The organism is Roseibium sp. MB-4, from assembly GCF_053005265.1.
Genome location: NZ_JBRKQB010000003.1, coordinates 516,201 through 542,839, shown reverse-complemented (window position 1 = coordinate 542,839; position 26,639 = coordinate 516,201). Strand labels below are relative to the sequence as shown.

27 protein-coding genes are annotated in these 26,639 nt (G+C 55.8%); 13 read left to right on the top strand and 14 right to left on the bottom strand.

Annotated features, from left to right (window positions below; genetic code table 11):
- Window positions 1–21: 21 nt before the first annotated feature.
- The 3 genes from ACVDG4_RS19025 to ACVDG4_RS19015 are packed head-to-tail and all read right to left on the bottom strand — an operon-like array spanning window position 22 to window position 3,816.
- Complete coding sequence (locus ACVDG4_RS19025; RefSeq protein ID WP_447236252.1) at window positions 22–1,503, bottom strand: ATP-binding protein; 1,482 nt, start codon at window positions 1,501–1,503, stop codon at window positions 22–24.
- 50 nt (window positions 1,504–1,553) lie between these two features.
- A complete protein-coding gene (locus ACVDG4_RS19020) occupies window positions 1,554–2,984 on the bottom strand; it encodes a dihydrolipoyl dehydrogenase family protein (protein ID WP_447236251.1) in 1,431 nt (476 codons plus the stop codon).
- Window positions 2,985–3,027: 43 nt separating this feature from the next.
- On the bottom strand, window positions 3,028–3,816 hold the full coding sequence (locus ACVDG4_RS19015) for a TVP38/TMEM64 family protein (RefSeq protein ID WP_447236250.1): 789 nt from the start codon (window positions 3,814–3,816) through the stop codon (window positions 3,028–3,030).
- Window positions 3,817–4,179: 363 nt separating this feature from the next.
- On the opposite strand from ACVDG4_RS19015, the gene rpmH reads away from it, so the two are divergent.
- From rpmH to ACVDG4_RS18975, 8 genes are all read left to right on the top strand, one after another.
- Window positions 4,180–4,314, top strand: coding sequence for a 50S ribosomal protein L34 (gene rpmH, locus ACVDG4_RS19010; RefSeq protein WP_081450549.1), 135 nt, complete (start codon window positions 4,180–4,182; stop codon window positions 4,312–4,314).
- Between the two features lie 57 nt (window positions 4,315–4,371).
- Window positions 4,372–4,785, top strand: a complete 414-nt coding sequence (gene rnpA / locus ACVDG4_RS19005) for a ribonuclease P protein component (RefSeq protein WP_447236336.1) — start codon at window positions 4,372–4,374, stop codon at window positions 4,783–4,785.
- Entirely contained in the window at window positions 4,782–6,608 is a 1,827-nt protein-coding gene (gene yidC, locus ACVDG4_RS19000; RefSeq protein WP_447236249.1) for a membrane protein insertase YidC, read from the top strand. The genes rnpA and yidC overlap by 4 nt, the downstream gene beginning before the upstream one ends.
- 190 nt (window positions 6,609–6,798) lie before the next feature.
- Entirely contained in the window at window positions 6,799–7,479 is a 681-nt protein-coding gene (locus tag ACVDG4_RS18995; protein WP_447236248.1) for a CatB-related O-acetyltransferase, read from the top strand.
- A 10-nt stretch (window positions 7,480–7,489) separates the two neighbouring features.
- Window positions 7,490–8,137, top strand: coding sequence for a ribosome biogenesis GTP-binding protein YihA/YsxC (yihA, locus tag ACVDG4_RS18990; RefSeq protein ID WP_447236247.1), 648 nt, complete (start codon window positions 7,490–7,492; stop codon window positions 8,135–8,137).
- A 105-nt stretch (window positions 8,138–8,242) separates the two neighbouring features.
- Entirely contained in the window at window positions 8,243–9,130 is an 888-nt protein-coding gene (argB, locus tag ACVDG4_RS18985; RefSeq protein ID WP_447236246.1) for an acetylglutamate kinase, read from the top strand.
- Window positions 9,127–9,870 carry a pyrimidine 5'-nucleotidase gene (locus ACVDG4_RS18980; RefSeq protein ID WP_133948752.1) on the top strand — a complete coding sequence of 248 codons (744 nt, stop codon included), beginning with the start codon at window positions 9,127–9,129 and terminating at the stop codon, window positions 9,868–9,870. The genes argB and ACVDG4_RS18980 overlap by 4 nt, the downstream gene beginning before the upstream one ends.
- Window positions 9,871–9,941: 71 nt before the next feature.
- Window positions 9,942–10,805: a LysR substrate-binding domain-containing protein gene (locus ACVDG4_RS18975; protein WP_447236245.1), complete on the top strand. Its 864-nt coding sequence runs from the start codon at window positions 9,942–9,944 to the stop codon at window positions 10,803–10,805.
- A gap of 5 nt (window positions 10,806–10,810) precedes the next feature.
- Here ACVDG4_RS18975 and ACVDG4_RS18970 read toward each other — a convergent pair whose 3' ends face one another.
- Window positions 10,811–11,716, bottom strand: coding sequence for an EamA family transporter (locus tag ACVDG4_RS18970; RefSeq protein ID WP_447236244.1), 906 nt, complete (start codon window positions 11,714–11,716; stop codon window positions 10,811–10,813).
- Between the two features lie 260 nt (window positions 11,717–11,976).
- Here ACVDG4_RS18970 and dapD point away from each other — a divergent pair, with 260 nt between their 5' ends.
- Window positions 11,977–12,828 carry a 2,3,4,5-tetrahydropyridine-2,6-dicarboxylate N-succinyltransferase gene (gene dapD, locus ACVDG4_RS18965; protein ID WP_133948758.1) on the top strand — a complete coding sequence of 284 codons (852 nt, stop codon included), beginning with the start codon at window positions 11,977–11,979 and terminating at the stop codon, window positions 12,826–12,828.
- A gap of 72 nt (window positions 12,829–12,900) precedes the next feature.
- Here the strand turns inward: dapD and ACVDG4_RS18960 are convergent, their stop codons facing one another.
- The 3 genes from ACVDG4_RS18960 to ACVDG4_RS18950 all read right to left on the bottom strand — a co-directional run bounded on the left by ACVDG4_RS18960 (window position 12,901) and on the right by ACVDG4_RS18950 (window position 15,134).
- Window positions 12,901–13,422 (bottom strand): hypothetical protein, encoded by a 522-nt coding sequence (locus ACVDG4_RS18960; protein ID WP_133949685.1) that lies wholly within the window; start codon window positions 13,420–13,422, stop codon window positions 12,901–12,903.
- 89 nt (window positions 13,423–13,511) lie between these two features.
- Window positions 13,512–14,675 carry a succinyl-diaminopimelate desuccinylase gene (dapE, locus tag ACVDG4_RS18955; RefSeq protein ID WP_447236243.1) on the bottom strand — a complete coding sequence of 388 codons (1,164 nt, stop codon included), beginning with the start codon at window positions 14,673–14,675 and terminating at the stop codon, window positions 13,512–13,514.
- Between the two features lie 36 nt (window positions 14,676–14,711).
- Window positions 14,712–15,134 (bottom strand): DUF805 domain-containing protein, encoded by a 423-nt coding sequence (locus ACVDG4_RS18950; RefSeq protein WP_040451441.1) that lies wholly within the window; start codon window positions 15,132–15,134, stop codon window positions 14,712–14,714.
- Between the two features lie 216 nt (window positions 15,135–15,350).
- Between ACVDG4_RS18950 and ACVDG4_RS18945 the strand changes: the two genes are divergently transcribed.
- Together ACVDG4_RS18945 and ACVDG4_RS18940 are read left to right on the top strand one after the other, a co-directional pair.
- On the top strand, window positions 15,351–17,594 hold the full coding sequence (locus ACVDG4_RS18945; RefSeq protein ID WP_447236242.1) for a mechanosensitive ion channel family protein: 2,244 nt from the start codon (window positions 15,351–15,353) through the stop codon (window positions 17,592–17,594).
- A 102-nt stretch (window positions 17,595–17,696) separates the two neighbouring features.
- Window positions 17,697–18,506, top strand: coding sequence for a DUF2189 domain-containing protein (locus tag ACVDG4_RS18940; RefSeq protein ID WP_133948764.1), 810 nt, complete (start codon window positions 17,697–17,699; stop codon window positions 18,504–18,506).
- 15 nt (window positions 18,507–18,521) lie between these two features.
- On the opposite strand, the gene truA is transcribed toward ACVDG4_RS18940, so the two are convergent.
- Genes truA through def form a run of 4 tightly spaced genes read right to left on the bottom strand, consistent with a single transcriptional unit; the run spans window position 18,522 to window position 21,411 of the window.
- Window positions 18,522–19,343: a tRNA pseudouridine(38-40) synthase TruA gene (gene truA / locus ACVDG4_RS18935; protein WP_447236241.1), complete on the bottom strand. Its 822-nt coding sequence runs from the start codon at window positions 19,341–19,343 to the stop codon at window positions 18,522–18,524.
- An 8-nt stretch (window positions 19,344–19,351) separates the two neighbouring features.
- Entirely contained in the window at window positions 19,352–19,891 is a 540-nt protein-coding gene (locus tag ACVDG4_RS18930) for a GNAT family N-acetyltransferase (protein ID WP_447236240.1), read from the bottom strand.
- A gap of 19 nt (window positions 19,892–19,910) precedes the next feature.
- On the bottom strand, window positions 19,911–20,849 hold the full coding sequence (fmt, locus tag ACVDG4_RS18925; protein ID WP_447236239.1) for a methionyl-tRNA formyltransferase: 939 nt from the start codon (window positions 20,847–20,849) through the stop codon (window positions 19,911–19,913).
- 43 nt (window positions 20,850–20,892) lie between these two features.
- On the bottom strand, window positions 20,893–21,411 hold the full coding sequence (gene def / locus ACVDG4_RS18920; RefSeq protein ID WP_447236335.1) for a peptide deformylase: 519 nt from the start codon (window positions 21,409–21,411) through the stop codon (window positions 20,893–20,895).
- A gap of 126 nt (window positions 21,412–21,537) precedes the next feature.
- Here def and ACVDG4_RS18915 point away from each other — a divergent pair, with 126 nt between their 5' ends.
- Window positions 21,538–22,725, top strand: a complete 1,188-nt coding sequence (locus ACVDG4_RS18915) for a DNA recombination protein RmuC (protein WP_447236238.1) — start codon at window positions 21,538–21,540, stop codon at window positions 22,723–22,725.
- 36 nt (window positions 22,726–22,761) lie between these two features.
- Here ACVDG4_RS18915 and ACVDG4_RS18910 read toward each other — a convergent pair whose 3' ends face one another.
- From ACVDG4_RS18910 to ACVDG4_RS18900, 3 genes are read right to left on the bottom strand one after another with little or no spacing between them, the layout of a single operon-like run.
- Window positions 22,762–23,628 (bottom strand): C40 family peptidase, encoded by an 867-nt coding sequence (locus ACVDG4_RS18910; protein WP_447236237.1) that lies wholly within the window; start codon window positions 23,626–23,628, stop codon window positions 22,762–22,764.
- A 45-nt stretch (window positions 23,629–23,673) separates the two neighbouring features.
- Window positions 23,674–24,024: a MarR family transcriptional regulator gene (locus tag ACVDG4_RS18905; protein WP_008190665.1), complete on the bottom strand. Its 351-nt coding sequence runs from the start codon at window positions 24,022–24,024 to the stop codon at window positions 23,674–23,676.
- 60 nt (window positions 24,025–24,084) lie between these two features.
- Complete coding sequence (locus ACVDG4_RS18900) at window positions 24,085–25,482, bottom strand: leucyl aminopeptidase family protein (RefSeq protein WP_447236236.1); 1,398 nt, start codon at window positions 25,480–25,482, stop codon at window positions 24,085–24,087.
- A 181-nt stretch (window positions 25,483–25,663) separates the two neighbouring features.
- On the opposite strand from ACVDG4_RS18900, the gene ACVDG4_RS18895 reads away from it, so the two are divergent.
- Entirely contained in the window at window positions 25,664–26,443 is a 780-nt protein-coding gene (locus ACVDG4_RS18895) for a tetratricopeptide repeat protein (RefSeq protein ID WP_447236235.1), read from the top strand.
- The last annotated feature ends 196 nt before the right edge of the window (window positions 26,444–26,639 follow it).

The following is a 26,639-nucleotide window of genomic DNA, read 5'->3' as shown; positions in this document are numbered from 1 at the left end:
TGTCGAACAGTTTGGCCGCGCTCAAGTTGCCCTGTCAGGCAATTGTATCTTGAAACACGTTCCCGGCTGGTCACAGTCCAGTTCGATTACGCCGCCATGAGCCCTGAGCAGCTCGGCAACGATAGCAAGTCCCAGGCCGACACCGCCTGCTTTCGCGCCGCTGTGAAACGCCTTGAAGAGGCCTTTCTGCGTGTTTTCTGGAATACCCGGGCCCGTATCATGGACTTCAATATGAACACAATTCGCCCGTCGCTCAGCTGAAAGACTGATGCGCCGAACCAGCGTCCCGTCCCGTTCCGCCTCAAGCGCCTGCACCGCATTGCGGGTCAGATTCAAAAGGACACGAAAGATCTGTTCGGGATCCGCATCTACTTCCAGTGCTTCACCAATCCGGTTTTCGAACTGAATGGTGTCATGGTCGACGAGCCCCAGCACATCAGCAACATCCTCCCCCACCCGGCGGAGCGCGATCAGTCTCCTTTGCGGGGCGCGTTCCTGGGCCTTGCCATAGGCCATGACCGCCTGCGTGTACCCGACCGCCCGATCGAGTGTTGCCAGGATCTTTGGTGCCAACCGGTTGACCGTGGGGTCAGGCACATGTTCCAGCCGCTCCAAAAAAAGCTGCGCTGATGCCAACAGATTGCGCAAATCGTGGTTGATCTTGGAGACGGCCAATCCAAGATCGGCCAGACGCTGTTTTTGATGCAGGGCGCGCGAGAGCGCCTCTTCCATGGCTGCCAGCCGGACTTCCGCATCGCCAAGTTCATCGCGCCGCCCGGACACCGTTATGATCCGGGATCCATCTTCCGGATTTTCGGCAAACTGTTCCATGGAGCGAGTCAGCCGGCGCAACGGGCGGATGAAGATCGCACGCAGAGTGATATAGACCAACGCGGCGGTTATCCCGGAGATCACCAGAGACAGCGCCAGAATCCGGCCAGAAAACGCCAGCATGTCCTGTTGAAGAAGCGCGACCGGAAAGACAACGTCAACACGTTCGGTATGGCCCATCTGACCCGCTGCGACAGCCCGCATGACGCCGTCCCCGCGGTAGGTCAGAATTGCAAAGCTTCCGAGGATCGAGGTCAACGGCGTGACTTCCGCCATGTCTACCACGAAATCGACCTGGGTCGGCACATTGCTCATCGCGATCAACCGGCGTTGTGCGCCTTGATCCAGCGCGATGGCCACAGCACCCGTTGTTCTCAGAAGTTCTTCCTGCAATCGCGGCGCAAGCGTGTTGGTTTCAGCAAGGACCGATGCGGCAACACCTGCCGTTGTCAGCCGGTCCATCAACCACGTGTTTCTGAAATTCGCGATGGAGGGCACATAAATGAGCACCTCCGCAATCATAACGAACACAATGGTCAAAAGAAGAAGTTTGCTTGACAGGCCGCCAAAACGATGCCGGCCGAACCCCGGATCAAGTTCCGGACGTCCGTCCGGCCCCAATCCGCTTGCATCGGGTGTCGCAGTCCCCTGTGGGGTGCCCTCATGCTTCATGACAGCTCCGTCCAACGATCACGGCAAGAGCCCATTCAGCCCAATACATCTTATCCAAACTTGCGCAAGATACCGATTCCAAAACGTAACCAACCACTTTTCGGCATGTCAGCATAGTACGAAATTGCTGCACGGCGCACCAGTTCGCCTAATGTTGGGTATGGAGCAATGAAACCTGCGAGGTCTTTCATCTTCAGTTTCTTCGACAACGCCAGTGACAACAGGTTGATGATTTCGCCGGCCTGCGCCCCTACAATCTCAGCGCCGAGAAGCCTACCGCCAGTGCCCGCGATCAATTTCAGGCGCCCCGTGGTTGCCCCCTCAGCTTGAGCCCGGTCGTTGCCTGAATAGTCTGCCGTCAAAACCTTGACTTTGTCGCCGTAGCGCTTGCGTGCCGCGGCTTCGCTGAGCCCGACATGCCCCAGTTCCGGCGATGTGTATGTCACCCAAGGCACCTGATCGTTGTCCATGGAAACCGGCAGCCGGAACAAAATGGAACGGATCACCAGCCCAGCCTGATACCCGGCAACATGGGTAAATTGAAGACCGCCGGCGATATCGCCGATTGCATAAATTTTGCGGTTGGAAGTCCGAAGCCCCTTGTCAACCGTGATACCTTTTTTTGAGAAATCGACGCCCGCCGCCTCCAGCCCCAAGCTGTCCACATTGGGTGCACGGCCCGTCGCAACCAGCAAATGACTGACCGTTTGAGTAACAGTATCTCCGGGTTCGTTGCGCGCTGTCAGTGTGATCCCGTCACCCGTTTTTACGACCCTCTCGACGGCCGTTTTCTGGAGAATTTCGATCCCCTCGTCTTTTAAGGCCTGCAGAACGATTCCCGCCAATTCCGGATCGTCTTTACCTAGCGCCGTCTGAGCTTCAAACACCGTCACCTTTGCCCCAAGACGGCGATGCGCTTGTGCCATTTCCAAGCCAATCGGGCCACCACCAATGATGCCGAGGTGCTCCGGTGTTTCTCGCAGATCAAACAGGGTTTCATTGATCAGATACGGCACTTCATCCAACCCGGGGATCGGAGGAACGAGAGCGGAGGAGCCCGCCGCGATGACAAAGCGCCGTGCCTTGATCTCGTGTTCACCGGCTAAAACACACTCCGGGCTGGTGAATTGCCCATGCTCCCGCAACACGGTGGCACCAAGACCTTCAAAGCGCTCTTGAGAATCATGCGGCTCGATCGCCGCAATTACGCTTTTGACGTGATCATTTGCTTCAGAAAAGCTGATATCAGCTGCGCTGGCGTGAATGCCAAACGCCGCGCCTCCCTGCGCATGTTTTGCCGCTTTGCCTGCCGCCAGAAGAGCCTTTGATGGAACGCACCCGTAATTCAGGCAATCTCCGCCCATCTTACCCTTTTCGATCAGAACCACATCCACGCCGAATGCGGCGGCAGCGGCGGCGACCGACAGGCCACCCGATCCTGCACCAATCACGCAAATGTCTGGGGTCAGCAGTTTCGCCATGCACGGCTCCTGTCATGTTGGTTCGGTAAGGGCAGGATTTCTGTTATTTGCTGGAACGCAAACGCTTCAAGACGACGGGGATCAGGCTTGCAATACCAAGGGCAAAAAATGCTGTTATCAACTGCGGTGTGACAAGTGCCGAGATTTCGACCGAGCAAGTGCCCGCAGACGCACAGCCTGGATTTGCCGCTTCCTGGGCCGCAATAACGCTGTCGAGACCGGACCCGATGAAAGCAAAAGCGAATGTCCCGGGAATGATGCCGACAAATGTGGCAAGCGCATAGGACGGTAAAGGCATCTGAAAAACAGCAGGTGCAATGTTCACCAGCCAGAAGGGAAAAATCGGCGTCAGGCGGAGGAAGAGTAGATAGTTGAAGGCCTCTTGCCGGAACCCTTCGGACAACCGTATCAGGAAGGGACCTGCCCGTTTCGTCAGCACATCCCCGATTGAGGAACGAGCAATCAAGAACACTGCTGTAGCGCCCAATGTCGCGCCAAAAACAGTTGCCGGGCCGCCGATCACCCAGCCGAACAGAAAACCGCCAGCGATCGTGAAAAGAGAGGCGCCAGGGAACGACAGGGCGACAGTAGCGGCATAAAGAGCGATATAGCTCAGGACGGCCACTGCAAGATTGGCATCAACGAAGGTGATAAGCTGTTGCCGCTCCATGATAAGCGTAGAAAGCGTAAGATGTTTGTGCAGGCCCTGTGAAAACGCGAGTGCCATAAGGGACAACAAGACAACAAGTGGGGCCCACTTTTTCGCAATCGCTGTCAACGAGCGTCCGGGCACCGAATTCCCTTTTTTATCGTTTTCGTCGGAAGCGCTCATTGCCTCCGCCTTATTGCCGCGCATTGGCCAATCACTCCATTATCCCTATTTCCGCCGCTTTTGATCGGTAGGTCTGCCGATGTCTTAAGTCAGGTGTACCTTAACCGGGGTAAAAAGAAGTTGGTTTCACTGATAAGTGAGGCTGGCGCTCTTTTCGGTCACCTGTGTGTGATTGCCTGAGAAAGCGAGAATCTCAGCGACACAAGTTGACTCCAAACATCATGACGCTTATAAGCGCGCTCGATCGGGACATGCATTCGGACCCAAGGCTTTTTAGGAGCTGCGCTGGCTGAGCGCTTCGAGTGCTTCCTCCAAAGAATTTAAATGAACAAGGGCCGCGCTTAAGCCGCGCGGGGAAGAACAATGAAGCGTACGTATCAACCGAGCCGTCTTGTCCGCAAGCGTCGCCACGGCTTCCGCGCACGTATGGCCACCAAAAGCGGCCGTCAGGTGCTTGCTCGCCGTCGTGCGAAGGGCCGTAAGAGCCTCAGCGCCTAAGCGGCAACTGCTTGCAGCGCCGGATTGGCGGCGCATGCCAACAGCCAATCCGCAGCCATGATCACACTCAGAAAGCGCTCCGATTTCCTTGCGGTTGCCAAAGGTGGCCGTGTAGGTCGGCGCGCTTTTGTTGTTCAAGGCTTGCAACACTCAGCCGAGGCTGCGCCGCGGATTGGCTACACAGTCACAAAAAAAACCGGCAATTCCGTTGTCCGAAGCCGTATCAAGCGGCGCTTGCGTGCAGCGGTTGCTGAGCTTTCACCAGCCGAAATTCCCAAAAATGCAGATTTTGTGCTGGTCGCGCGTGATTCTGCGCTGACTCTTCCCTTCCCAAATCTGGTTGCAGACCTTAAGTCTGGGCTACACCAGGTCCTGGATCCGGCGACACCGCGCGGGCGCGGCAAGCCACGCAAGGGCAACCGGCAGAAACAGATGCATCACCGTACAGGTAACAGGGGTAAATCCAGTTGATTTCTGAAAACCGCAATACGATTCTCGCAATCGTTCTGTCCCTGATCGTTCTGCTGGCGTGGCAGTATTTTTATGCCGGCCCGCAATTGGAGCGCCAACAGGCGGCACTTCAGGCCCAACAGGAAACAGAGACTGCTCAACAGGCTACTCCAGGTGGGGTAAACCCTGACGCACCGACCCCAACTGTAGCCGGCTCAGGCGCGACTGTTGCACCATCTGCTACGGGCCTGCAGGGCTTTGCCTCACGCGACCAAGCCATTTCTGCGACACAACGCGTGGTCATCGACACACCGCGCCTGGAAGGATCCATCAACCTGACGGGTGGCCGGCTCGATGACTTGCGGCTCAAGGACTACCACGAGACGGTCGACCGGAGCAGCCCGACCATCGTGCTGTTCTCCCCAACCGGTAGCCCGAACCCGTACTACAGCGACTACGGATGGGTTGCTGATGCAGGTGCCAACATTACCCTGCCGGGACCGGATACTGTTTGGTCCGTCAACGGTTCGTCGAACCTCACACCATCCACGCCTTTGACCCTGTCCTGGGACAATGGCGAAGGCCTTGTGTTTAACCGCACGTTCTCTGTGGACGAGAACTACATGTTCGACGTCACACAATCGGTGACAAACAACTCTGGCGATGCGGTCACGCTTTACCCGTACGGGTTGATCGCGCGCAAAGGCATCCCTGAAACGACCGGCATCTGGATTCTTCACGAAGGTCTGCTCGGTGTCTTTGGTGAAGAAGGCCTCGTGGAAGTCGACTATTCTGATTTGGAAGAAGATGGTCCGGTACGCCCGGCAGCAGTCGATCGCGGATGGCTTGGCATCACCGACAAATACTGGGCCGCGACCCTCATCCCTACACCTGGCCAGGAATTCCAACCCGGATTCAGCTATGGCGCGCAGAGCGGAAACTTTCAGGCCGATTACCTCGGCAATGCGGTTGTCGTCCCTGCCGGTGGTGTCGGTGAAACCAGCTCGTACCTTTTTGCCGGTGCCAAGGAGACCAACCTCCTTGACGCTTATGAGGCGTCTCTCAGCATCGAGCGCTTTGAGCTGCTGATCGACTGGGGTTGGTTCTACTTCCTGACCAAGCCGATGTTCTACGCCATCGACTTCCTGTTCCATTACTTTGGAAACTTTGGCGTCGCGATCCTCCTCGTCACCGTCATCATCAAACTGTTCTTCTTCCCGCTGGCAAACAAATCCTATGTCAGCATGAGTAAGATGAAACTGGTGCAGCCTCAGATGACGGAGATCCGCGAAAAGTATGCGGATGACCGACAGAAGCAGCAGCAAGCGCTGATGGAGCTGTACAAGAAGGAAAAGATCAATCCGCTGGCCGGCTGTTTGCCGATCCTGATCCAGATCCCGGTATTCTTTGCACTCTACAAGGTGCTCTTCGTCACCATCGAGATGCGACATGCGCCGTTCTTCGGCTGGATCCAGGATCTCAGTGCCCCGGATCCGACATCCTTGTTCAATCTGTTCGGTTTGATTCCGTGGGATCCGCCGCAACTTCTGATGCTTGGCGTATGGCCGCTGATCATGGGCATCACGATGTTCGTCCAAATGAAGATGAACCCGGCTCCGCCAGATCCGACACAACAGATGATCTTTACCTGGATGCCTGTGGTCTTCACCTTCATGCTGGCATCGTTCCCGGCCGGTCTTGTGATCTATTGGGCATGGAACAACTCGCTCTCGATTGCGCAGCAGTGGGTGATTATGAGCCGCCAAGGCGTCAAGGTGGAGCTTTGGGACAATCTTGGCTCCATGTTCAAACGAAAGAAACCGGCAGCAGACGACAAGAGCTGACAAACGCGGAAAATAAAGATATAGACCAAAGGCCTCGCCAACTGGCGGGGCCTTTTAAGTGTCAGGAGTGTCCAGTCAATGAACCACTAAAACAAAGACCAGTTCCGCAAGGCGAAGCCGCTGACCGGTTGGTCGACAGCGTTTTCAATGACGCGCCCAACTTCCCTTGTTTCTTTGTTTTGGAGGTCCAATGCACGGCCCAGCCCCTGATAACACGCACCCATTCAACGGTGAGCCGCACACTGTTTTTCTGAAGAATGTCATTACCCGACCCAACATCGAGGTCGGCGATTACACCTATTATCACGACGACACACACGCGGCGGAGTTTGAAAACCGCAACGTGCGTTATCACTTCGACTTCGTCGGAGACAAACTCAGGATCGGACGGTTTTGCGCACTCGCATCAGGCACAACATTCATTATGAATGGCGCAAACCACGCCTTGACCGGCTTTTCGACCTACCCGTTCAATATCTTTGGCAACGGTTGGGAAGCAGGCTTCGATCCAACGACGATCTTTGATCATTTGCGCGGGGACACGCTTGTGCAGCATGACGTCTGGTTTGGCACCAACTCCGTTGTCATGCCGGGTGTAACCATTTGCTCTGGCGCAATCATCGGTGCCCATGCTGTCGTTGCGTCGGACATCCCTCCATTTGCGATCGCTGTCGGCAATCCGGCCCGGGTCATCAAGATGCGCTTTGACGAGCGAACGATCGACCGTCTTCTGGATATTGCATGGTGGGATTGGCCGGTAGAGAAAATCTCCCGGAACCTTTCGGCAATCAGAGCATCGGATATCGAAGCGTTGGAAACTGCAGCCATGGAACCTGCGAACATGCTCGACGCAACTGCACAGGCAGGTTAGAAGGCAACTCATGAGTGACAATGAAACCTATACCGAGGAAGATCTGGAAGCCGGGCGACTGATGTTTGCCCGGCCATGGGATTTTCTGACCAGCGTGACCGATATGGCAAATCTGCCGCCTGCCGCCGGCACGGAAATCGCCTTTGCTGGACGGTCGAATGTCGGCAAATCCAGCCTGATCAATGCGCTGACTGGGCGAAAAGGGATTGCCCGGACGTCGTCCACCCCGGGCCGGACACAGATGCTGAACTTCTTTGTCGCGCCGGAGACACCGCTCACGATCGTCGACATGCCCGGCTACGGATATGCGCAGGCCCCGAAGGAACTGGTCGAGGCCTGGACAAATCTCGTGTTTTCCTATCTTCGTGGCCGCCCGAACCTACGGCGCGTAATCCTGTTGATCGATAGCCGTCACGGGATCAAGAAGAACGATCTTGAGGCGATGGAGCTGCTTGATAAGGCTGCGGTTGTCTACCAGGTCGTGTTGACCAAGGCCGACAAAATCAAGCCACCTGCCTTGGTGCGCCTGATCGATGAAACCAAGGCTGCACTGGCAAAACGGGTGGCAGCCCATCCTGAGATTATCGCAACGTCCTCGGAGAAAAATCGGGGCGTAGATGAGCTCCGGGCAGAATTGTGTAACCTCGCCACTCAATAGGCCTCCAGGGCATCATTGATTGTGAGATCTCGCCAAACCCGGTATAGCAAAGCTCTTTCGCTTTCATGGACTTCTGCAGACTAAACTGAAGAGTATCGTTTCTTTATGACCGCACCTGAAACTTCGAGCCGCGCGCACATCATCTCGCAGGCCCTGCCCTACATGCAGCGCTATGACGACAAGACTGTTGTTGTGAAGTATGGCGGGCATGCCATGGGCGATACGGATCTCGGTCAAGCGTTCGCACGAGATATTACCTTGTTGCGCCAAAGTGGCGTCAATCCCGTAGTGGTTCATGGCGGGGGGCCGCAAATCGGAAAGATGCTCGAACGGCTGAACATCGTCAGCGAGTTCAAAGGCGGACTTCGGGTCACCGACAAGGCAACGGTCGAGGTCGTCGAAATGGTCCTTGCCGGCGCGATCAACAAGGAGATCGTGCAGCTGATCAACGCCGAAGGTGGACGTGCGGTCGGGCTGTGCGGCAAGGACGGCAATCTGATAAAAGCGCGCAAGCTGAAACGCACCGTGGTCGACCCAAACAGCAACATTGAAAGCGTTCTGGATCTGGGGTTTGTCGGAGAACCAGCAGAAGTCGACCCGACGGTCCTCAGACTCGTTCTCAAGGAGGACATCATCCCTGTCGTTGCACCGGTTGCTCCGGGCGATGACGGCGAGACTTACAACATCAACGCCGACACATGTGCCGGCGCAATTGCCGGTTCCCTGAATGCCAAACGCTTGTTGTTCCTGACTGATGTTCCAGGTGTTCTCGACAAGGATGGTCAACTGATCAAGCAGCTGACCGTTGCAAAAGCGCGGGAATTGGTGGCAGACGGTACGATTTCGGGCGGCATGATCCCAAAAGTCGAGACTTGCATTGATGCGCTGGAACGCGGTGTTGAGGGCGTCGTTATCCTGAATGGTAAGGTGCCGCATGCGGTTCTCTTGGAGCTCTTCACCGATGGCGGCGCTGGGACGCTGATACGCCCGTGACCGACAACTCCTCTCTTCCGACCGAAGGCCGGCATGCGCACCGGCAAGACCTGCGCGTATTCCAAGGCGTTGAAGCGTGGGTCTTCGATCTCGACAACACACTCTATCCGCATGAGTCAGACCTCTTTCCGCAGATCAATGACCAGATCTCCAAGTATGTGCAGAAAATTCTGGATCTTGGGCGGGACGAAGCCATGGTGCACCAGAAGGCGCTGTACCATGAATACGGCACCACGTTGCGCGGGCTGATGACCACCCACAACATCGACCCGGACGACTACCTCGCATTTGTCCATGACATCGACTATTCGAACCTCGCGCCCGATCCCGATTTGGGCACCGCGATCGAGGCATTGCCGGGCAAAAAATTCATCTTCACGAATGGCGATCGTCCGCATGCCGAACGCACTGCGGAAGCACTCGGCATTTCGAACCATTTTGAAGACATTTTCGATATCGTATCCGCAGAGCTGATTCCAAAGCCCAACCGTGAGACATACGAGATGTTCCTGTCACGGACAGGCGTTGCTCCGGCACGCGCTGCCATGTTCGAGGACCTCGCAAAGAATCTCTCCGTCCCGCACCATCTCGGCATGCGCACTACGCTGATTGTTCCGAGAGGATCTCGCGAAGTCTTGCAGGAGAACCTGGATCTGGAAGCAGACCCCTACCCGCATGTTGATTTTGTGACCGAGGACCTGGCGGGATTTTTGAAAGCCGTCAAAGGATCGCTGGCTTAGGTGATATCCCTTCTGGCTTAAGAAGCGCGTATCTCCTAGTTTGAGAAAAACTCAATCTGGTTCGATCACCTATGGCGTCTCTTCGCGCACTTAACGCTTTTGCCCTGCTTGCCCGTCATGGACGGGCAGCACTGGCGGCTGAAAAACTGGGCGTGTCCCCCTCCGCCTTGTCCCATCTGATGCGCAAGCTGGAAAGCGAACTCGGCGCGACACTGGTCAACCGGGATGGCCGCGGCTTGACCTTGACCGAGGAAGGTCAACGACTCGCACTCAGTCTCGGCGATGCGTTTGATAGAATTGATGAAGCTGTCGACAGCTTCAAGCGGCGTGGCCGCACGGAGTTACGCATCAGCACAGTGTCGACCTTTGCCACACGGTGGTTGATCCCTCGCCTGCCACAGTTTCAATCCAACCAGCCAGATGTTGAACTGCTGCTGTCGACATCCACGCGGATGGTTGATCTGGATCGCGAGAATTATGACTGCGCCATCCGCCTCGGAACAGGCAACTGGCCAAGCGTCGAAAGCCATCTTCTTTGGAAGGAGCATTTGGCAGTTGCCATGGCGCCTGGGCTTTTGGCTGGCAAGGACCCTGAGGACCCATCCGTCCTGACCGGACTGCCCCTGCTACACAGCGCGTCGCGCCGTAATGACTGGAGCCAGTGGCTAAACGCGGCTGGCCTAGATCATCCAGATACGAAATCAGGAACCCTGCTGCAGAGCCGAGACCTTGCTATCCAGGCAGCCATTGCCGGTATGGGCGCAATTGCGATTGATCGGCGGTTTGTCTCACAGGAACTGGAGGCTGGCCATCTCATTTGCCCGGACTGGACCGTATTGGAGCTGGAGACTGGATACTGGTTTGTCCGCTCCCCGGCACGGACCCTGAGCCGCCCTGTCTCAGCCTTTCGTGACTGGCTCCAGGACGCTGCGTAATCCGCTCAGCTCCAAAGGATAATGCCCAACACAGCCAGCACAATAAGGATACAGCCCGCGATCTCTGATCGTGCAATTGTTTCCTTAAACACAAGCCAAGACGCCAGGAACGTGAACACCAGCTCGATCTGTGCCAGTGCCCGGACATAGGCAACGTTCTGCAAGGTCATGGCCGTAAACCACCCGATCGAACCGGCCACACCGGTCGCCCCCGCCCAGATGGCAACGCGCCAAGCGGCTAAACTGGCTGTCAGTTGCGCGGGTTCCCGGAAGATCATCCAAACAATCATGACGATGGTCTGGAAAAGCGTGGCGTAGGCCAGCGCAAAACCGGCTTGCATCGGAACACCCGTGCCCTCCAAGGATAATGATGCGACACGATAAGCGGCAGCAGAGGCGCCAAACATGGCCGCTGACCCGAGACCGATCAAGGCAGGTCGACCCAATAGAGATTGCCGGACGACAGAAGCACTCAATGACGTCCGGGCGAGTGAAATAACAATCACGCCCGCAATACCAATTAGAATGCAGACACCGGTCGCCCAGGAAATGTGTTCGCCCAAAAGCAAGAAACCAAAAAGCGCTGCCTGGATCGGCTCCGTTTTCGAGTAAGCCGTACCGACCGCGAAATTCCGGAATGAAAACAGATAGACAAGCAAGAACGTGCCGAAGATTTGAGCCAAGCCTCCCAGAGCCCCAGCAATCAAAAATACGGCGTTAATTTCGGGAAACTCGAAACCGAACCCGGCATGCAAGACCGCGACATAAAGACAGGCAAATGGAAACCCGTATCCAAATCGGACAAATGTCGCGCCTGTGCTTCCGAGCTGGCCTTTCAAGTGTTTCTGAACGGCTGAGCGCAGATTCTGGCAAAATGCGGCAAAGAGCGTAATCGGGATCCAAAGTTCCATCAGAGCATCAGTCTAATTATTGATATGAACTCACTCTACAGCCTACGGAAAGCTCGAATAATTATTGTTTTGAACGCCCTTCTATGAGTTTCTTTCAACTATAGCGGTCATTCTGAGATCGAGGAGAGAAAGTGTTTCCCGTCCAAGCGCCGATTGTTTGCCGTTTGCCGGTCTGTTCTGGTCGCTGCCACGCTTGACACCTGACGGCGTGGAGGCTTAGGTCCGCGCTGAATTCCTCAGTTCCGGAGACTTGCTTCCAGATGACACACGACCTTGCAGCCCTTTCGAAAATCATTGACGCGGCGTTCGAAGACAGTGCCTCGATCGACATCCACACGACCGGCGACGTTCGTGATGCTGTTGAAACCACGCTGAACCTTCTCGATCGTGGGCAATTGCGGGTCGCTGAGAAGAAAGACGGCGACTGGGTTGTCAACCAGTGGGCCAAGAAAGCAGTCCTGCTGTCGTTCCGTCTCAACCCGATGGATGTAATCAAGGGCGGTCCGGGAGATGCGACCTGGTGGGACAAGGTGCCGTCCAAGTTTGACGGCTGGCGGGGCCTCGATTTTGAAGACGCTGGCTTCCGGGCTGTGCCGAACTGCACCGTCCGCCGCTCCGCCTTCATTGGCAAAGGCGTTGTGCTGATGCCATCGTTCGTCAACCTCGGCGCATATGTCGACGAGGGCACGATGGTGGATACCTGGGCAACTGTCGGCTCCTGTGCTCAGATCGGCAAGAACGTTCACCTGTCGGGTGGCGTTGGCATTGGCGGTGTCCTGGAGCCGCTTCAGGCCGGTCCTGTCATCATCGAAGACAACTGCTTCATCGGAGCCCGCTCAGAAGTGGTCGAGGGCTGCATTGTCCGCGAAGGCTCTGTGTTGGGTATGGGCGTTTTCATCGGCAAGTCGACAAAGATCGTCAACCGCATGACCGGTGAGATTACCTACGGCGAAGTCCCGCCGTATTCGGTCGTTGTTGCCGGCTCCATGCCCAGCGCAAACACCATGGGCAATGGTGAAGCTGCCCCGCACCTCTACTGCGCCGTTATCGTTAAGACGGTCGACGAGAAGACACGGTCCAAGACCGCGATCAACGAGCTGCTGCGCGACTAAACAGCAAAAGCTTCAGTTAAATCGGAAAACCCGCCGGTCTGCGGCGGGTTTTCTGCGTTTTGGCCGGTTAATTCAAGCCGCCCAAAGACGTCCGGTCAGCTCGCCGATCACGAGCGACAAAAGAATGTCGAGGAATACAATTCCGATCGCCATGCTGACCGATGCCTGCAAGGCAATGCGTGCAATCAGGAACCGATACCACAGCACGACAATCAGGCAGGTGAAAGACAGCAGCACCATGATCCCGGACGGGATGATGCCGGTCAGATACAGCAGAGCGATAGCCAGATAGGGCATGGACGCCAGAATGCTCGTCCAATTGCGCACCACAATAAACGGCACGTATTGCCGTGAAATACCAATCGGCCCGGCGATGAGCGCCAGAATGAGGGGCAGTGTTACCCAATCGATGCCGAGGCTCATGAATTGAGCAAACCAGTAGGTGTCTGCTGGAAAGAGCTCTGCGACGATGACGTTTTCAGAAATCAGCAGTTTCTTTTCCGCCATGGCGCTGACCAGAAACACAGGCGCCAACAAAAAGATCACCTGAAACGATCGCCAGAACCCCTGTAGGGACAAGTCGAAATAGGACATTCCCTGAGGGTCACTGCGTAATAGAAGCCATGAGCCTTCCCACGCTGCCCGCAATTCATTGGTACTGATCAAATCCCGACGGCTCCGGCCTATTTCGAAAAGTAGCTGACCAGGAATCGATGATAGATTGCAGCCAGACGGTCAAGATCTTCCACTGCGACACATTCATCAACCTTGTGCATCGTTTGACCGACCAGACCAAACTCTACAACAGGACAGTAGTTCTTGATAAACCGGGCATCTGACGTCCCGCCGCCTGTCGATAGTTCCGGCGTCCGCCCTGTTTCCTCAGAGACGGCTTTGCTGAGCGCCTCAATCAGCGTTTCATCTTTGGTCAGGAAAGACTCGCTGGCGTCTCTCTTGAACTCGGTGTTCATTTTCAAGGAACCCAGGTCCACCGTTTCCAGCGTCTCCAGGATCCTCGCCTTCAGGCTATCCAGCGTCCAAGTGTCATTGTAGCGGATGTTAAACCGGAACTCTGACCGGGCCGGAATTACATTGAATGCCGTGTTGCCGACATCGACCGTCACGATCTCCAAATTGGAGGGCTGAAACCGCTCATTGCCTTCGTCCAATTTTAGATCGTTAAGTGCAGCCATCAGATTTGTCAGGCCCGGGATCGGATTGTCCGCAAGATGCGGATAAGCTGCATGGCCCTGAATCCCGGTGACTGTGACAATGCCCGAGAGAGAGCCCCTGCGGCCCACCTTGATTGCGTCTCCAAGAGCGTCCGGATTGGTCGGCTCGCCGACGATGCAGGCGTCAAACCGATGGCCTTGCTTGTCAGCCCACTCCAGCAATTTGACCGTGCCATTGATCGCCGGCCCTTCTTCGTCACCCGTGATCAGGAACGAAATCGTGCCGCCGAAATCCGTTCCATTGTGGTCAACGAACTCCAGCGCGGCGGCTGCAAAGGAAGCAATGCCTCCCTTCATATCAACAGCGCCGCGGCCATAAAGCACGCCATTATCGATTTCGCCCTCGAACGGTCCGTGCGTCCAATCCGCTTCAGAACCAGCTGGAACGACATCAGTGTGCCCCGCGAAAACAAAATGCGGGGCTCCAGATCCAACAGAGGCAAAGAGATTTTCAACATCCGGCGTGTGGTCATCCTGAAAAACCACTCTATCGACGCGGAAACCGGCGTCTTTCAGAAGCCTCTCAAGCGCCGACAAAGCGCCACCTTCTTCCGGCGTGACAGACGGGCACCGGATCAAATCACGGGCGATGACGGTGGCAGGCGACATGGACATGATGCAAACTTTTATAGTGTTGGATGGCAGGCGGAATCAGCTTTTGCGCCAGTAACTGTTGGGCAAGGGGCCATGCTTGTTGGGTTCTGCGACACCCGGCGTAAAACCAACGATCAAGACCATCAGAATATTCAGACCGGGCACAAAGATCAGCAAGGCCCAGAATCCACTGAACCCCATATCCTGCAATCGTTTGATTACAAGCGCCAATTCGATCCACTGCAGAACAAAAAACAAGATCGGAAACAGCGGATTGGATTCCATGAATTGGGAAATCGCCACCGTCTCAGCCGTGAAATCGATCTCGGTCGAGCTCCACCACATATTCACTGAAATCGCGATCACGACCCACACAAGCGCAAAACACAGCCAATACGGCTCCCGCCCGATCCTCCCGATCGGGCTGAACAGGGCCCAGACGGGACCGGGGGAAATATTGGCGCTCGGAGCGTTGGTCATAGAAGTCCACTTGTTAAAATCGGATCTGGACAGGAGTTAGTCGCTTAAGACACCGGGATCAAGCTTCGTTCTACGCGAAAGACGCATACCAACGCCGCACTGGTTTTTTCTGTCGCAACAAGTCAATAATACCGCTGCGTAATTTTTTGGCAGGCTTTTGCCGGTAGGGAGATTAACGCAACTACCCTCCAGTTCCACTTCCTGAGCGGGGCACCCATGATCAATGCTTCAATAATAAAGAATCCCATCGCCTATTTCCTCATCGCACTCATTTCCATCCCACTTTTCATAATTCCGTCGAACGCCCAGGAAACGACATCGGCACTTCCACCTGCACTCCAGCAAGAGTCGATGGAAAAGCTCGCGTCTGATCTCGATCCAGATCAAGTCAATGCGCTGGCTGATCTCGTTACCTTGCTGCAAGAAGGCGCTGACGCCAAGAATGCAAGCACTGACGCATCTGCCGAGGGGGGTAGCTTCATCGAGCAGTTGCAATCCGCAGTTGGCGCCTTCGGGGCCATGATCGCCGGCCATTTCCAAAACTTACCTGCACTTGTTACAGGGATCGTGTCAGGGATCGGCGCCTTGTTCGCGGGCTCGGTCGCCGGACCGGTCCACATCCTCCTCGGCTCGATCGCTCTGCTCTTGGTCACGGGTTATGCTGCCGAGTTTCTTTTCAATCGCTTGGTCATCAAAAAACGAGAGCAAATCCAGTCTCAGGAGCCTGACTCCCTCTTCCAGACCATTAAGACTGTTTCCACGCGGGCCGGATTGGATCTTGGCGGACTGATCATTTTCGCGATTGTCGTCATGATTGTCGGCCGAATGGCGATCTTCGACCCTATAACCCGGTCCTTTGCGTTCCAGGCAGTGTTTTGGATTGTTCTGCTACCGAGGGCCATTGCGGCCTTGTTGCGATTTGCGCTTGCGCCTCAACGCAGCGAATTGCGTTTGGTAAGTGCCAATGACACGACCGCAAAGTCGCTCTACCGCAGCTTTACGTCACTGTTCGCCTTTGTCGGCGTTTCGTTTTTCGTGCGCAATGTAATGCTGGCGACCGGGGCAGATGTTGGCGAAACCTATCGGTTTTTTATCGGTTTTGGTGTGAACGCCTGGCTGGTCGCTGTTCTCTGGAAATCGCGGCATGGCCTCACAAACATCATATTGGGGGACGATGAAGAACCCACCAGCGGCCTGGAGCGCATGGCGCGATTCTGGCCCTATTTCTCAATGGCGTTCATCGTCTTCAATTGGCTGCTCGTCCAGATCACATCCAGCATGGGCATTGATGCATTGACAGCGGGCCGGTCGCTCGGCGTCATTGCTCTCGTCGTCTTTGCCCCATTCCTCGACACAATGGTTCGCGGGATCGTGTCGCATATTGTTCCGCCGATGCAGGGCGAAGGCCCGGTTGCCGAGGCCGCGCACATGCAGACCCGGCACAGCTATGTCCGGATCGCCCGTGTCGCACTGCTTGCCTTCCTCATCCTGACCGTAGGCCGCATTTACGGCCTGAACCTCTTGGCTCTTGGGGGTGATGGGGGATCCGATGTTGCGCGCAACAGTGTCATCTTCCTTCTGATTTTGGCCGCCGGTTATCTGGCCTGGGAGATCACCAATCTCTGGGTAAGCCGTCAGCTCGCGAAAGACTCGCCGCCACAAGCCGCTCAAGATGAGGAATCGGAAATGGGCGGTGCCGGCAAGTCCCGTCTGGCGACAATTCTGCCGCTTGTCCGGATCGTTCTGCAGGTCACAATTGTTACCCTCACCGTCCTGCTTGGCTTGAGCCAACTTGGTGTCAACATCACCCCGCTGCTTGCCGGTGCCGGTGTAGTTGGTTTGGCGGTTGGCTTTGGTGCGCAAACGCTTGTCAGCGATGTCGTCGCGGGCATTTTCTTCCTCATGGACGACGCATTCCGCATGGGTGAATTCATCAACACCGGCGGAGCACAAGGCACGATTGAAAAAATCTCGATCCGGTCGATGCAGCTTCGCGGCACCAAGGGAGCCGTCCATGTCGTGCCTTATGGTCAGATTTCAAATCTCACCAATCTGTCGCGCGATTGGGTGATCATGAAGCTGAAGTTCACCATCCCGTTCGACACCGATCAGGAGAAGGTCCGCAAGATCTTCAAGAAAATCGGCCAAGAGATCATGGAGATGGACGAATACAAGGACGACATGCTTGCGCCATTCAAAGGTCAAGGTGTCGCCGATGTCGACGATGTTGGTATCGTCGTCCGTGGCAAGTTCACCACCAAGCCCGGCAAACAGTTCGGTGTCCGCCGGGAAATCTACAAGCGTGTCCAAAAAGCGTTTGAAGAAAACGGGATCCAGTTTGCCCGCAAGGAGGTTCGGGTGCAGCTGCCGGAAAACGCAAAACTCGATGACAGCGAAAAGGAAGCCGTTGCCGCGGCAGCGGCAGAGGCTGCAGCTCCTAAACCAGCTCCTCAGACTTAATATCAAAAGTAAGCCCTTCTGCGCATTGGCGGAAGGGCTCCCTCAAGCGTATCATCGGACCACAAACATGTGTTTCGTGTGCTTTTGGGAGGAAGCTGAGACATGAGCGAACAAGAGTTGGCGTCAAATGAGCTGCGCCCAATGCCGCAGGTCAACAAGATCACCGCCAATGATGTGATTGATGCCCTGGCCGCAGGTATGGCGGATTTCCGGCGCGCCCCGGTCTACGGCATTACGATCGGAGCAATCTTCGCGGCGGGAGGGCTGTTTGTTGTCCTCAGCGCCGCCGCACTGAAGATGAGTTACCTGTCCTATCCGGCGGCAGCAGGGTTCGTTCTTCTCGGCCCATTTGCCGCAGTGGGACTGTATGAGGTCAGCCGGAGACTGCAATCGGGGGAAGAACTCTCCTGGTCCAAGATTTTGGGCACCATGTGGGCGCAAAAGGGCCGAGAACTCTCCTGGATGGCGTTTGTCGTACTCTTCATCCAGATTATGTGGATGTACCAAGTTCGGTTGCTGCTTGCGCTGTTTTTGGGCTTCCGGTCATTCGCTTCGTTTGAAGAGTTTTTGACTGAGATTGTCTCGACGCCGGAAGGCCTGATGTTCTTGGCCGTGGGGCACGTGGTTGGCGCAATCCTGTCTCTGATCCTCTTTTCCCTGACAGTTATCTCGTTTCCGCTTCTTCTCGAAGAGGACCGGGATTTCATCACAGCAATGATCACGAGCGTTCGCGCAGTTGTCACATCTCCAGTGCCAATGATCGGTTGGGCGTTCGCCGTGACCGCCACTTTGATCGTCTCGATGGCACCCGGTTTCCTGGGATTGATCATCACACTGCCGATCCTCGGGCACACAACATGGCACCTTTACAAAAAATGCGTGGTGTTTCCTGAAAAAGCAGAGGTCGGCTAGCCGCGGTTGGTCGGCCTAGTCGGCGGGCGCTTCCTCTGACGTGATTTGCGCCTTACGCGCCTGCCACTCTGCCAAGGAGTCAATATCCACCTGCGCGGGCCGGTAATCAACTCGGGTCAGATAAAGACCGTCAGCTGGAGCGACCGGTCCGCACGCTTTCCGGTCCCGCGCCTGCAGCGCCTTGGAGATATCCCCTGGACCCCACCGGCCTTCGCCAACGAGACGAAGCGTTCCCACCATTGACCGGACCTGATTGTGCAGAAAGGATCGGCTGGAACATTCGGCAATGACAAATTCGCCGTCCCGGTAAACTGAAAAATGCTCAAGTGTCTTTTCTGGGCTTTTTGCCTGACACCGGGAGTGACGGAAGGTCGTGAAATCGTGGTGGCCAACGAACTCCTGCGCCGCCTCATGCATGGCATCGGCATCCAGCTCATGTTTCACGTGCCAAGCCAATCCGAGCTGATGCGTCAATGGCTGCAGACGATTGTGAATTCGATAGCGGTAGGCACGCCGGATCGCAGAAAAGCGGGCATCAAATCCATTATGCATTTCTTCACACTCAAGGATGACCACCGGGTCGGGCTGGCAATGGAAATTCAGCGCGCCCATGACCGTTTTGGTTGGCCATTTCTTGGAGAGATCCGCGTGGCAGACCTGACCTGTTGCATGAACGCCTGTGTCCGTGCGTCCTGCCCCGCCAATGGTCACTGCTTCGCCGGAGAACGCCTTGATCGCCCGCTCGATCACCGCCTGCACAGACGGCGCATTTGCTTGCCGCTGCCATCCGGAAAACGGCCGCCCATCATATTCCACGGTCAGCTTGTATCGCGGCATCGGTCTTCTTATTCAAATTCTTCAAAAGGCGTGGCGAAGGTGACTTCGATCGGCAAGTTGTTCGACCCAGCTTCGGTCAAAGCAGCCGCCATAAAAGCCGCACCGGCATAGGGCCCATGAACTTTTTTAGCCAGCTCCGCATCAAAGCCAAATTTCGGGAAATAGCTCGGCGGACCGAGCACCAAAACCAGATCTTCCTGCAGCTCGCCGAGACGCTCCATCGACGATCCAATGAGCCGGGATCCGATCCCTTTGCGTTGCTCATCAGCTCGTATCGAGACTGGAGCAAGACAGGCAACCTGAACGGCTTGATTTGCCCCGATCGTGGTGTTCGTGACCCGGCTGAAGGCGATATGTCCAAGAATGGCACCATCAGATGCTGCTGCCACCTGTTCCAGTACGAGCGCACCGCAATGACGTAGCTTGTGCACGAGGCGCGCTTCCATATCCGACGGATAAACGGACAGAAGAAGCGCCTCAACAGCCTTTTCATCCGCAGGTGTCAGCTCCCGGATGGTCACGTCGGAAATGGTGCTGTCATTGCTCATTGGTCGCTCCTGCTGCAGCCTAGCTGACATGTGCTCCAACAGATAGGGCTGCGCCGCGCAAGAAATCTTCGCCTGTCATCGGTTTCTTGCCAGCACGTTGAACTTGATCGAGGCGCACCGCATTAGCGCCACAAGCCACAACTGGTGCCCCGTCAACAGTCAATACACTTCCGGGATCGCCATTGCCGTCTGCCAAGCTGCTGCGCAAAACCTTCACCCGTTCGGTTTTGCCGCCCAGCTCCATCTCGCACCAGGCGCCCGGAAACGATGAGAGGCCACGGATGTGATTGTGTACGTTTTTAGCCGGTAAAGACCAATCGATCCGAGTTTCCTGTTTGGAGAGCTTCGCCGCATAGGTGACACCCTCCTCGGACTGCACCTGTTCGCCCAGCGCGCTCCGGGACAAGGCTGCGAGCGCCCGAACCATCAAGTCGCCACCGAGGCTCGACAATTGGTCGTGCAACTCTTCGGCTGTCATGTTGTCCGAGATTGCTACAGTCTCAGACATGCAAACAGGACCCGTGTCCAGGCCCTCTTCCATCCGCATGACCTGAACCGCGGTCTCTTTGTCCCCCGCCATGATCGCCCGATTGATCGGCGCCGCACCCCGCCAGCGCGGCAGCATCGATGCGTGCAAGTTCAGGCAGCCGTTTTCCGGAGCCTCCAGGATCGCCTTCGGCAACAACAGACCGTAGGCGACAACAACCGCAACATCGGCGTCAAGCGCTGCAAACTGAGCTTGGTCTTCCGGACTTTTCAGGCTTGTGGGCGTGAAAACCGGAATGCCAAACGACTCCGCCGCCTCGTGGACGGGGGACTTCTTCAAATCCATGCCCCGCCCGGCCGGACGCGGCGGCTGTGAATAGCAAGCCACAACCTCATGGCCCTGCCCGACAATTTCCATCAGGGTTGGCACGGAGAAGTCGGGGGTGCCCAAAAAAACGACGCGAAGTGACATCTGTTTCCCAGAAGCTGGAGGATTGAGTGCCTTGCGGCGTTGCTTAGAGTTGGCCGGCCATTTTGGCCTGTTTCGTAAACTTCTTGACCACCCGATCGCGTTTCAGTTTGGACAGATAATCGATGAACAGCTTGCCGTTGAGGTGGTCGAGCTCGTGCTGGATACACGTTGCCAGCAATCCGTCGGCCTTGATCTCCTGTTCTGCACCTTCCCGGTCCATAAACTTGACGGCAACTTCAGCCGGACGCTCGACGTCTTCATAATAGTCCGGGATCGACAGACACCCCTCCTGATAGACTGAAAGCTCATCACTGGACCAGATGATTTCCGGGTTGATGAAAACCATCGGCTCCTTGGGTGCATCCTCCTTAGCAACATCAAGAACGAATATCCGTTTCAAGATGCCGACCTGGCTGGCAGCAAGGCCAATACCGGGGGCGTCATACATGGTTTCCAGCATATCATCGGCCAAAGCGATGGTTTCAGCGTCGACCTTTTCAATTGGCGCGCACACTTCGCGGAGTACCGGGTCAGGAATGGTGATAATCGGGCGTTTTGTCATGCGCCTGACATAGGAAATCGCGGCATCCCGGTCAACGCGTAATTCCGCCAAAGTGTGCTAGCCAGTTCCCCTTTACTCGCCTTCTTGCCGGATGTTCTTTGCTCCGAATCGTTCTATGTTTGTTTCATGAACGAGATCCTTTTTGAATTGAGCGGACGACCGGTCACGGTTTTGGAAACGGCCGTTGGAGGCGGACTGATTCTGCTTGCTCTGATTGTCTGGCTGGTTATGAAAACCATGCGAGAAATCCGTCTGCGCGCTGAAGCCGATACAGCCGCGACGGAACGCATTCACGAGCTGGAAAGCCACCTCTCACAGTTGCTGAAATCTCAAGGCGAGATGACCGGACGGATGCAGACCATGGCCGAGGTGTTCGGCTCTCGTCAGTCGGATATGATGCGCGCCGTCAATGAGCGCCTTGACGGCATGGGGCACAAACTCGGGCTTTCCATGGCAGATACGAGCAAACGCACCCAAGACGGACTGCGTCATCTGCATGAGCGGCTTGCTGTGATCGACCGGGCACAAGCGACTATCACCGACCTTTCCGGACAGGTCGGGCAGCTGCAGGCGATCTTGTCCAACAAGCAGACGCGGGGTGCATTCGGGCAAGGACGCATGGAAGCCATTATTCAGGACCAATTGGCGCCGAGCGGCTACTCCTTCCAATCAACCCTTTCTAACAACAGCAGACCTGATTGCCTCATTCACATGCCAAACGGCGCGCCTCCGCTCGCCATCGACGCGAAATTCCCGCTAGAGGCGTTCAATCTCATTCGGAATGCCGAAACGGACGAACAGCTCAAGTATGCGCAAGCACAGTTCCGGCGGGATTTCACAAAGCATATTCAGGACATCGGCGAAAAGTACCTGCTCCCTGGAGAGACCCAGGACACAGCATTCCTGTTTGTGCCGTCTGAAAGCGTCTTCGCAGAGCTTAACGAGCGGTTTGAAGACTTGATCCAGAAAGCTCATCGCACCCGCGTGGTGATCGTTTCACCGTCGCTCTTAATGCTGTCGATCCAAGTGATTCAGGCCGTGCTGCGCGATGCAAAAATGCGCGAACAGGCCCATCTGATTCAGGCCGAAGTTGGCCACCTGATTGCGGATGTCGGCCGCTTGAACGACCGCGTCGGTAAGCTGCAGTCGCACTTTGCACAGGCCAACAAGGACATCGACCAGATCCTTATCTCGTCAGAAAAGATCGGCAAACGCAGCCGAAGGATCGAGGACCTGGAACTTGGAGAGGTCTCTTCGAGCGCTGATACACAAGGTGATGATGCGCCTCAGCTGGCCCTAGCTCCCGACCGTTAAGGCTGCCAGCTGTATGACAGCGAGCCGCATCCTATTTCAGCCCAGGCGGCGCGCTTTCGTGATCGCGCCCCATTCCGTCGCCGCTATCCTGGCAACAGCCTTTTCAAGATCCTCATAAGCCACTGTCATTGTGTGGCCGTTGGCATGAAGCAGCTGGTTTGGACCCGTGATGATCCCGACGTGGCCCTTCCAAAACAGAAGGTCGCCGCGGACAAGCGACGAAAGATCATTGAAGGGTATTTCGCTCCCGGCTTCTGCTTCCTGCATGTCACTGTCCCGCGGAAGCAGCATGCCGCCCGTTTGCGCCGCCAGTTGAACGAGCGCAGAACAATCCAACCCCAAACTGGACCGCCCGCCCCAAAGGTAAGGCGTTCCGAGAAAAGCTTCGGCTGCATCGACCCAATCGGCTTCGGTGTGGTCCAAGGGAACCAGATGTTTTGCGACAATAGCAGAGCCATCTGCCAAGAGAGCATATTGCAAGCCTCGCGTTTCTGCTTCGCTTACAACACTCACCAAAGACCCAATTGAAAGCAGGCCCAGCGGCGGCATTTTGAGCTCCGGCGCTGGATACCGAAATGTCCTCAGCGCTTTCACGCGGTGCGTTGGCTTTCCGGCCTTATGAATGGCGTCAGAGGAGAACCAGCCCACATAATTATCGGTTTCCAACTGGCCCCAGGCCCAGCCCTCCGGGGTTTGTTCGTAAACAGTTACTTTCTCGCCAAATAAAACTTCGGTATCAATAGAAATGTCTTGCCGAGGCTGCGGCCGAAACTCCAAACGGTCGGCGCTCACCCGGTACTCATCACCCTCTACAAACCGGTCTGCGGTTACCTGCCCTTCATACGATTTAGCTGCGAGGTCCATGCGCACCGGATGACGCCGTTGATCGAAGTTGGTCTGCATGGAAAGCAATCTGCCTAGGCTGGAGAAGATAGAGGGGTGAGTTGACTATCGAGGAAGCTCGGCGGCCTTTTCGACAACGAGGTCTCCAAGCTGCTCCAAATAGAGCGCACCTTCAACCGTGCGTGTGATGATCACATTGCGTTTGTCGGCCTCATCCCTTTTTCGAGACAGCAACCGCATGGACCCGAGAGTGTCGAGAGCCCGGGTGATAGCAGGTTTGGTGACGTTCAACTTTGCCGCCAAGCCGCGCACGGTGTGGGGCGGCGGCTCGAGGTAAACCGTCAAAAGAATCGTCAATTGCCGCGCGGACAGATCCTGATCGCTGCCGCGGACCAACGCCAAATTGACCTCGTGCATGAGCCGCAACGCCTGTGCGCCGCGTATTTCAATGCCCATTGATGATCCGTTCCCAATTCCTATTCGGGATCATTCAAGCATGAATACGTTTCGGTTCCGTTATTTTGTTTTGGTGTAGCGCTCACTGAGCAGGTCGAACAAAGCCCGGATTCCCTGCGCTTCTCCGCCCATCGGTTTTCCGGGCTTTTCAGCAGGTGTCCAACCGAAGATATCGAAATGCACCCAGCTTTCTGCCTTCTCGACAAACCGTGAGAGGAACAAAGCGGCAGTTATGGAGCCAGCATAACCCGTGCCGGATGTATTGATGTGATTGATGTCGGCCACTTTGCTGTCGAGGTATTTCATGTATGGCTTCCAGAGCGGCAATCGCCACAAGGGATCAGTTGCCGCTTCTGACATGACGGCGATATCTTCCGCCAAGGCTTCATCGTCGGTGTAAAACGGCGGCAGATCCGGACCCAAAGCGACTCGTGCCGCACCGGTGAGTGTCGCCATGTCGATCAGGACTTCCGGGCTTTCTTCATCGGCCAATGCTAATGCATCGGCCAAGACCAGGCGGCCTTCCGCATCCGTGTTTCCAATCTCGACTGTCAGCCCTTTGCGGCTGTTCAGGATATCTCCCGGTCGAAACGCATTGCCTGAAACCGCGTTTTCAACGCACGGCACAATGACCCGCAACCGAACAGGCAGCTCTGCGGCCATGACCATGGAGGCCAGCCCAAGAACATTTGCCGCTCCACCCATATCCTTTTTCATGAGCGTCATTGAGTTGCCGGGCTTCAGGTTTAAACCGCCGGTGTCGAAAATGACACCTTTGCCAACGAGCGTGACTCTCGGAGCGTCTTCGGCGCCCCATGAATAGTCCGCGATGCGGGGCGCTCTGGTACTCGCACGGCCAACGGCATGTACCATCGGGAAACCATGCCTTAGAAGATCGTCCCCGACGATGATCTGGCCAGAGCCACCGTTTTCGATAAACAATGCCTCAACAGCACTTGCCAATTCATCCGGCCCAAGGTCATTGGCCGGCGTGTTGATCAGATCTCTGGCCAGCTGAACACCATCGAGAACGGCAGAGAGCCTATCGAGGTCCACATCTGACGGAACACAAAGCCGGACAACCTTTTTGATTGAAGACGCGCTGTACCGGTCAAATTTGTAGCTCGAAAGAGCAAACGCCAGTGACGCCTCCGCTACACCCGGAAATGCATCTGCCAAATGGTAATCACCGCTTGGAAGCGCATTTGCCAAGCTTCCAAGACTGAACGGATCAGCGTTTCCTCCGCTCTCGACGCCAAACAGAACCGCTTGGAGGTCTCCGCTCAAGCCCGGCACAAGCTGGAAAGATGAAGGTTTGGCTGAATAGCCGTTGGCTCGGCACCATACTTTCGCGGTTTCTCCCAACCCGGTGAGGACTGCTTCCAGACTTTCCGCGTCAACCGCGACGATCGGCACTGAAGATTGGGCATCACTTTGACGGATCAGCGTTTCACGCACGAGGGCTCTCCATTCAACGACTGGGCAAGTGCTTCAAGACCTAGTCTGCGAGAAATTCAGAAGCAAGCGCGATGAGTAAAAAGGCTGTTTCGCATTCTGCAGCTGAGTTTAACCATCCATTAGGGTTAATTATCTATTGCTGTAGAGGACTTACATGCTGCGGACAGCTAGGATTTTGACAATGCAAGCGGCCTCGACACACTCGGCAACAAAGCGCTCTAGCCTGACAAAGACACTCATGGCCATGACGGCTCTTGTGCTGGTCACAGGCTGTGCATCGAACAAATCCAATACTGGAACCCATTCCCCGGCATCCGGAACGCATTACTCCAATCCGGGTTCGGCCCAAGCGCGGGCCGCCGTTTCGAAATGGGGCAGCGCTTATGAGAAGGACCGGACCAACCGGATGGCCATTCTCGGGTATTCGGATGCGCTGAGCCGCAATGGTCAGACACCGCAGGCCATGGCTGTGCTGCGTGCTGGCGTCATCGCACATCCGAAGGACCGGGAAATTGCCTCGGCCTATGGGAAAGTGCTTGCAATGAACGGTCGCTTCGATGAGGCGATGAATGTTCTGAAAGGCGCACAACGTCCCGATACCCCGGACTGGAAGTTGATGTCCGCAAAAGCTGCGATCTATGATCAGATGGGCGAGCACAAGAAAGCCCGAAGCATCTACAAACAAGCCCTGCAGATTGCTCCGGACGATCCAAGTCTCTTAAACAATCTCGGCCTGTCTTATTTGCTGTCGAATGAACTTCCCGATGCCGAGTACACCCTGCGCCGTGCCGCGACCCTGCCCGGTGCAGATAGCCGCGTGCGTCAAAACCTGGCGCTTGTCCTCGGTATCCAGGGCAAATATGATGAGGCCATTCAGGTGGCGCGGGCAGAATTGGACCCTCGCCAGGCGGAAGCCAACATCGCCTATCTCAGATCCATGATGCAGCAACGTCAGGGCTAGAGCGGAAGCCACTCAATCAGGTGCAGTTTTCTTATTGGCTGCTATAGTCTGCCAAACGTGAGCCAGGTTATGCCTTTGTTCAGGCAAATTAGTACGCAGCCATAACTTAAATTTCTGAATTAGAATAACTTCTGCAAGCTGCGGCGCTCAATTCTTCGCCTTGCACGACCCTACTTCAATTTGCCAAAGCGTCTTC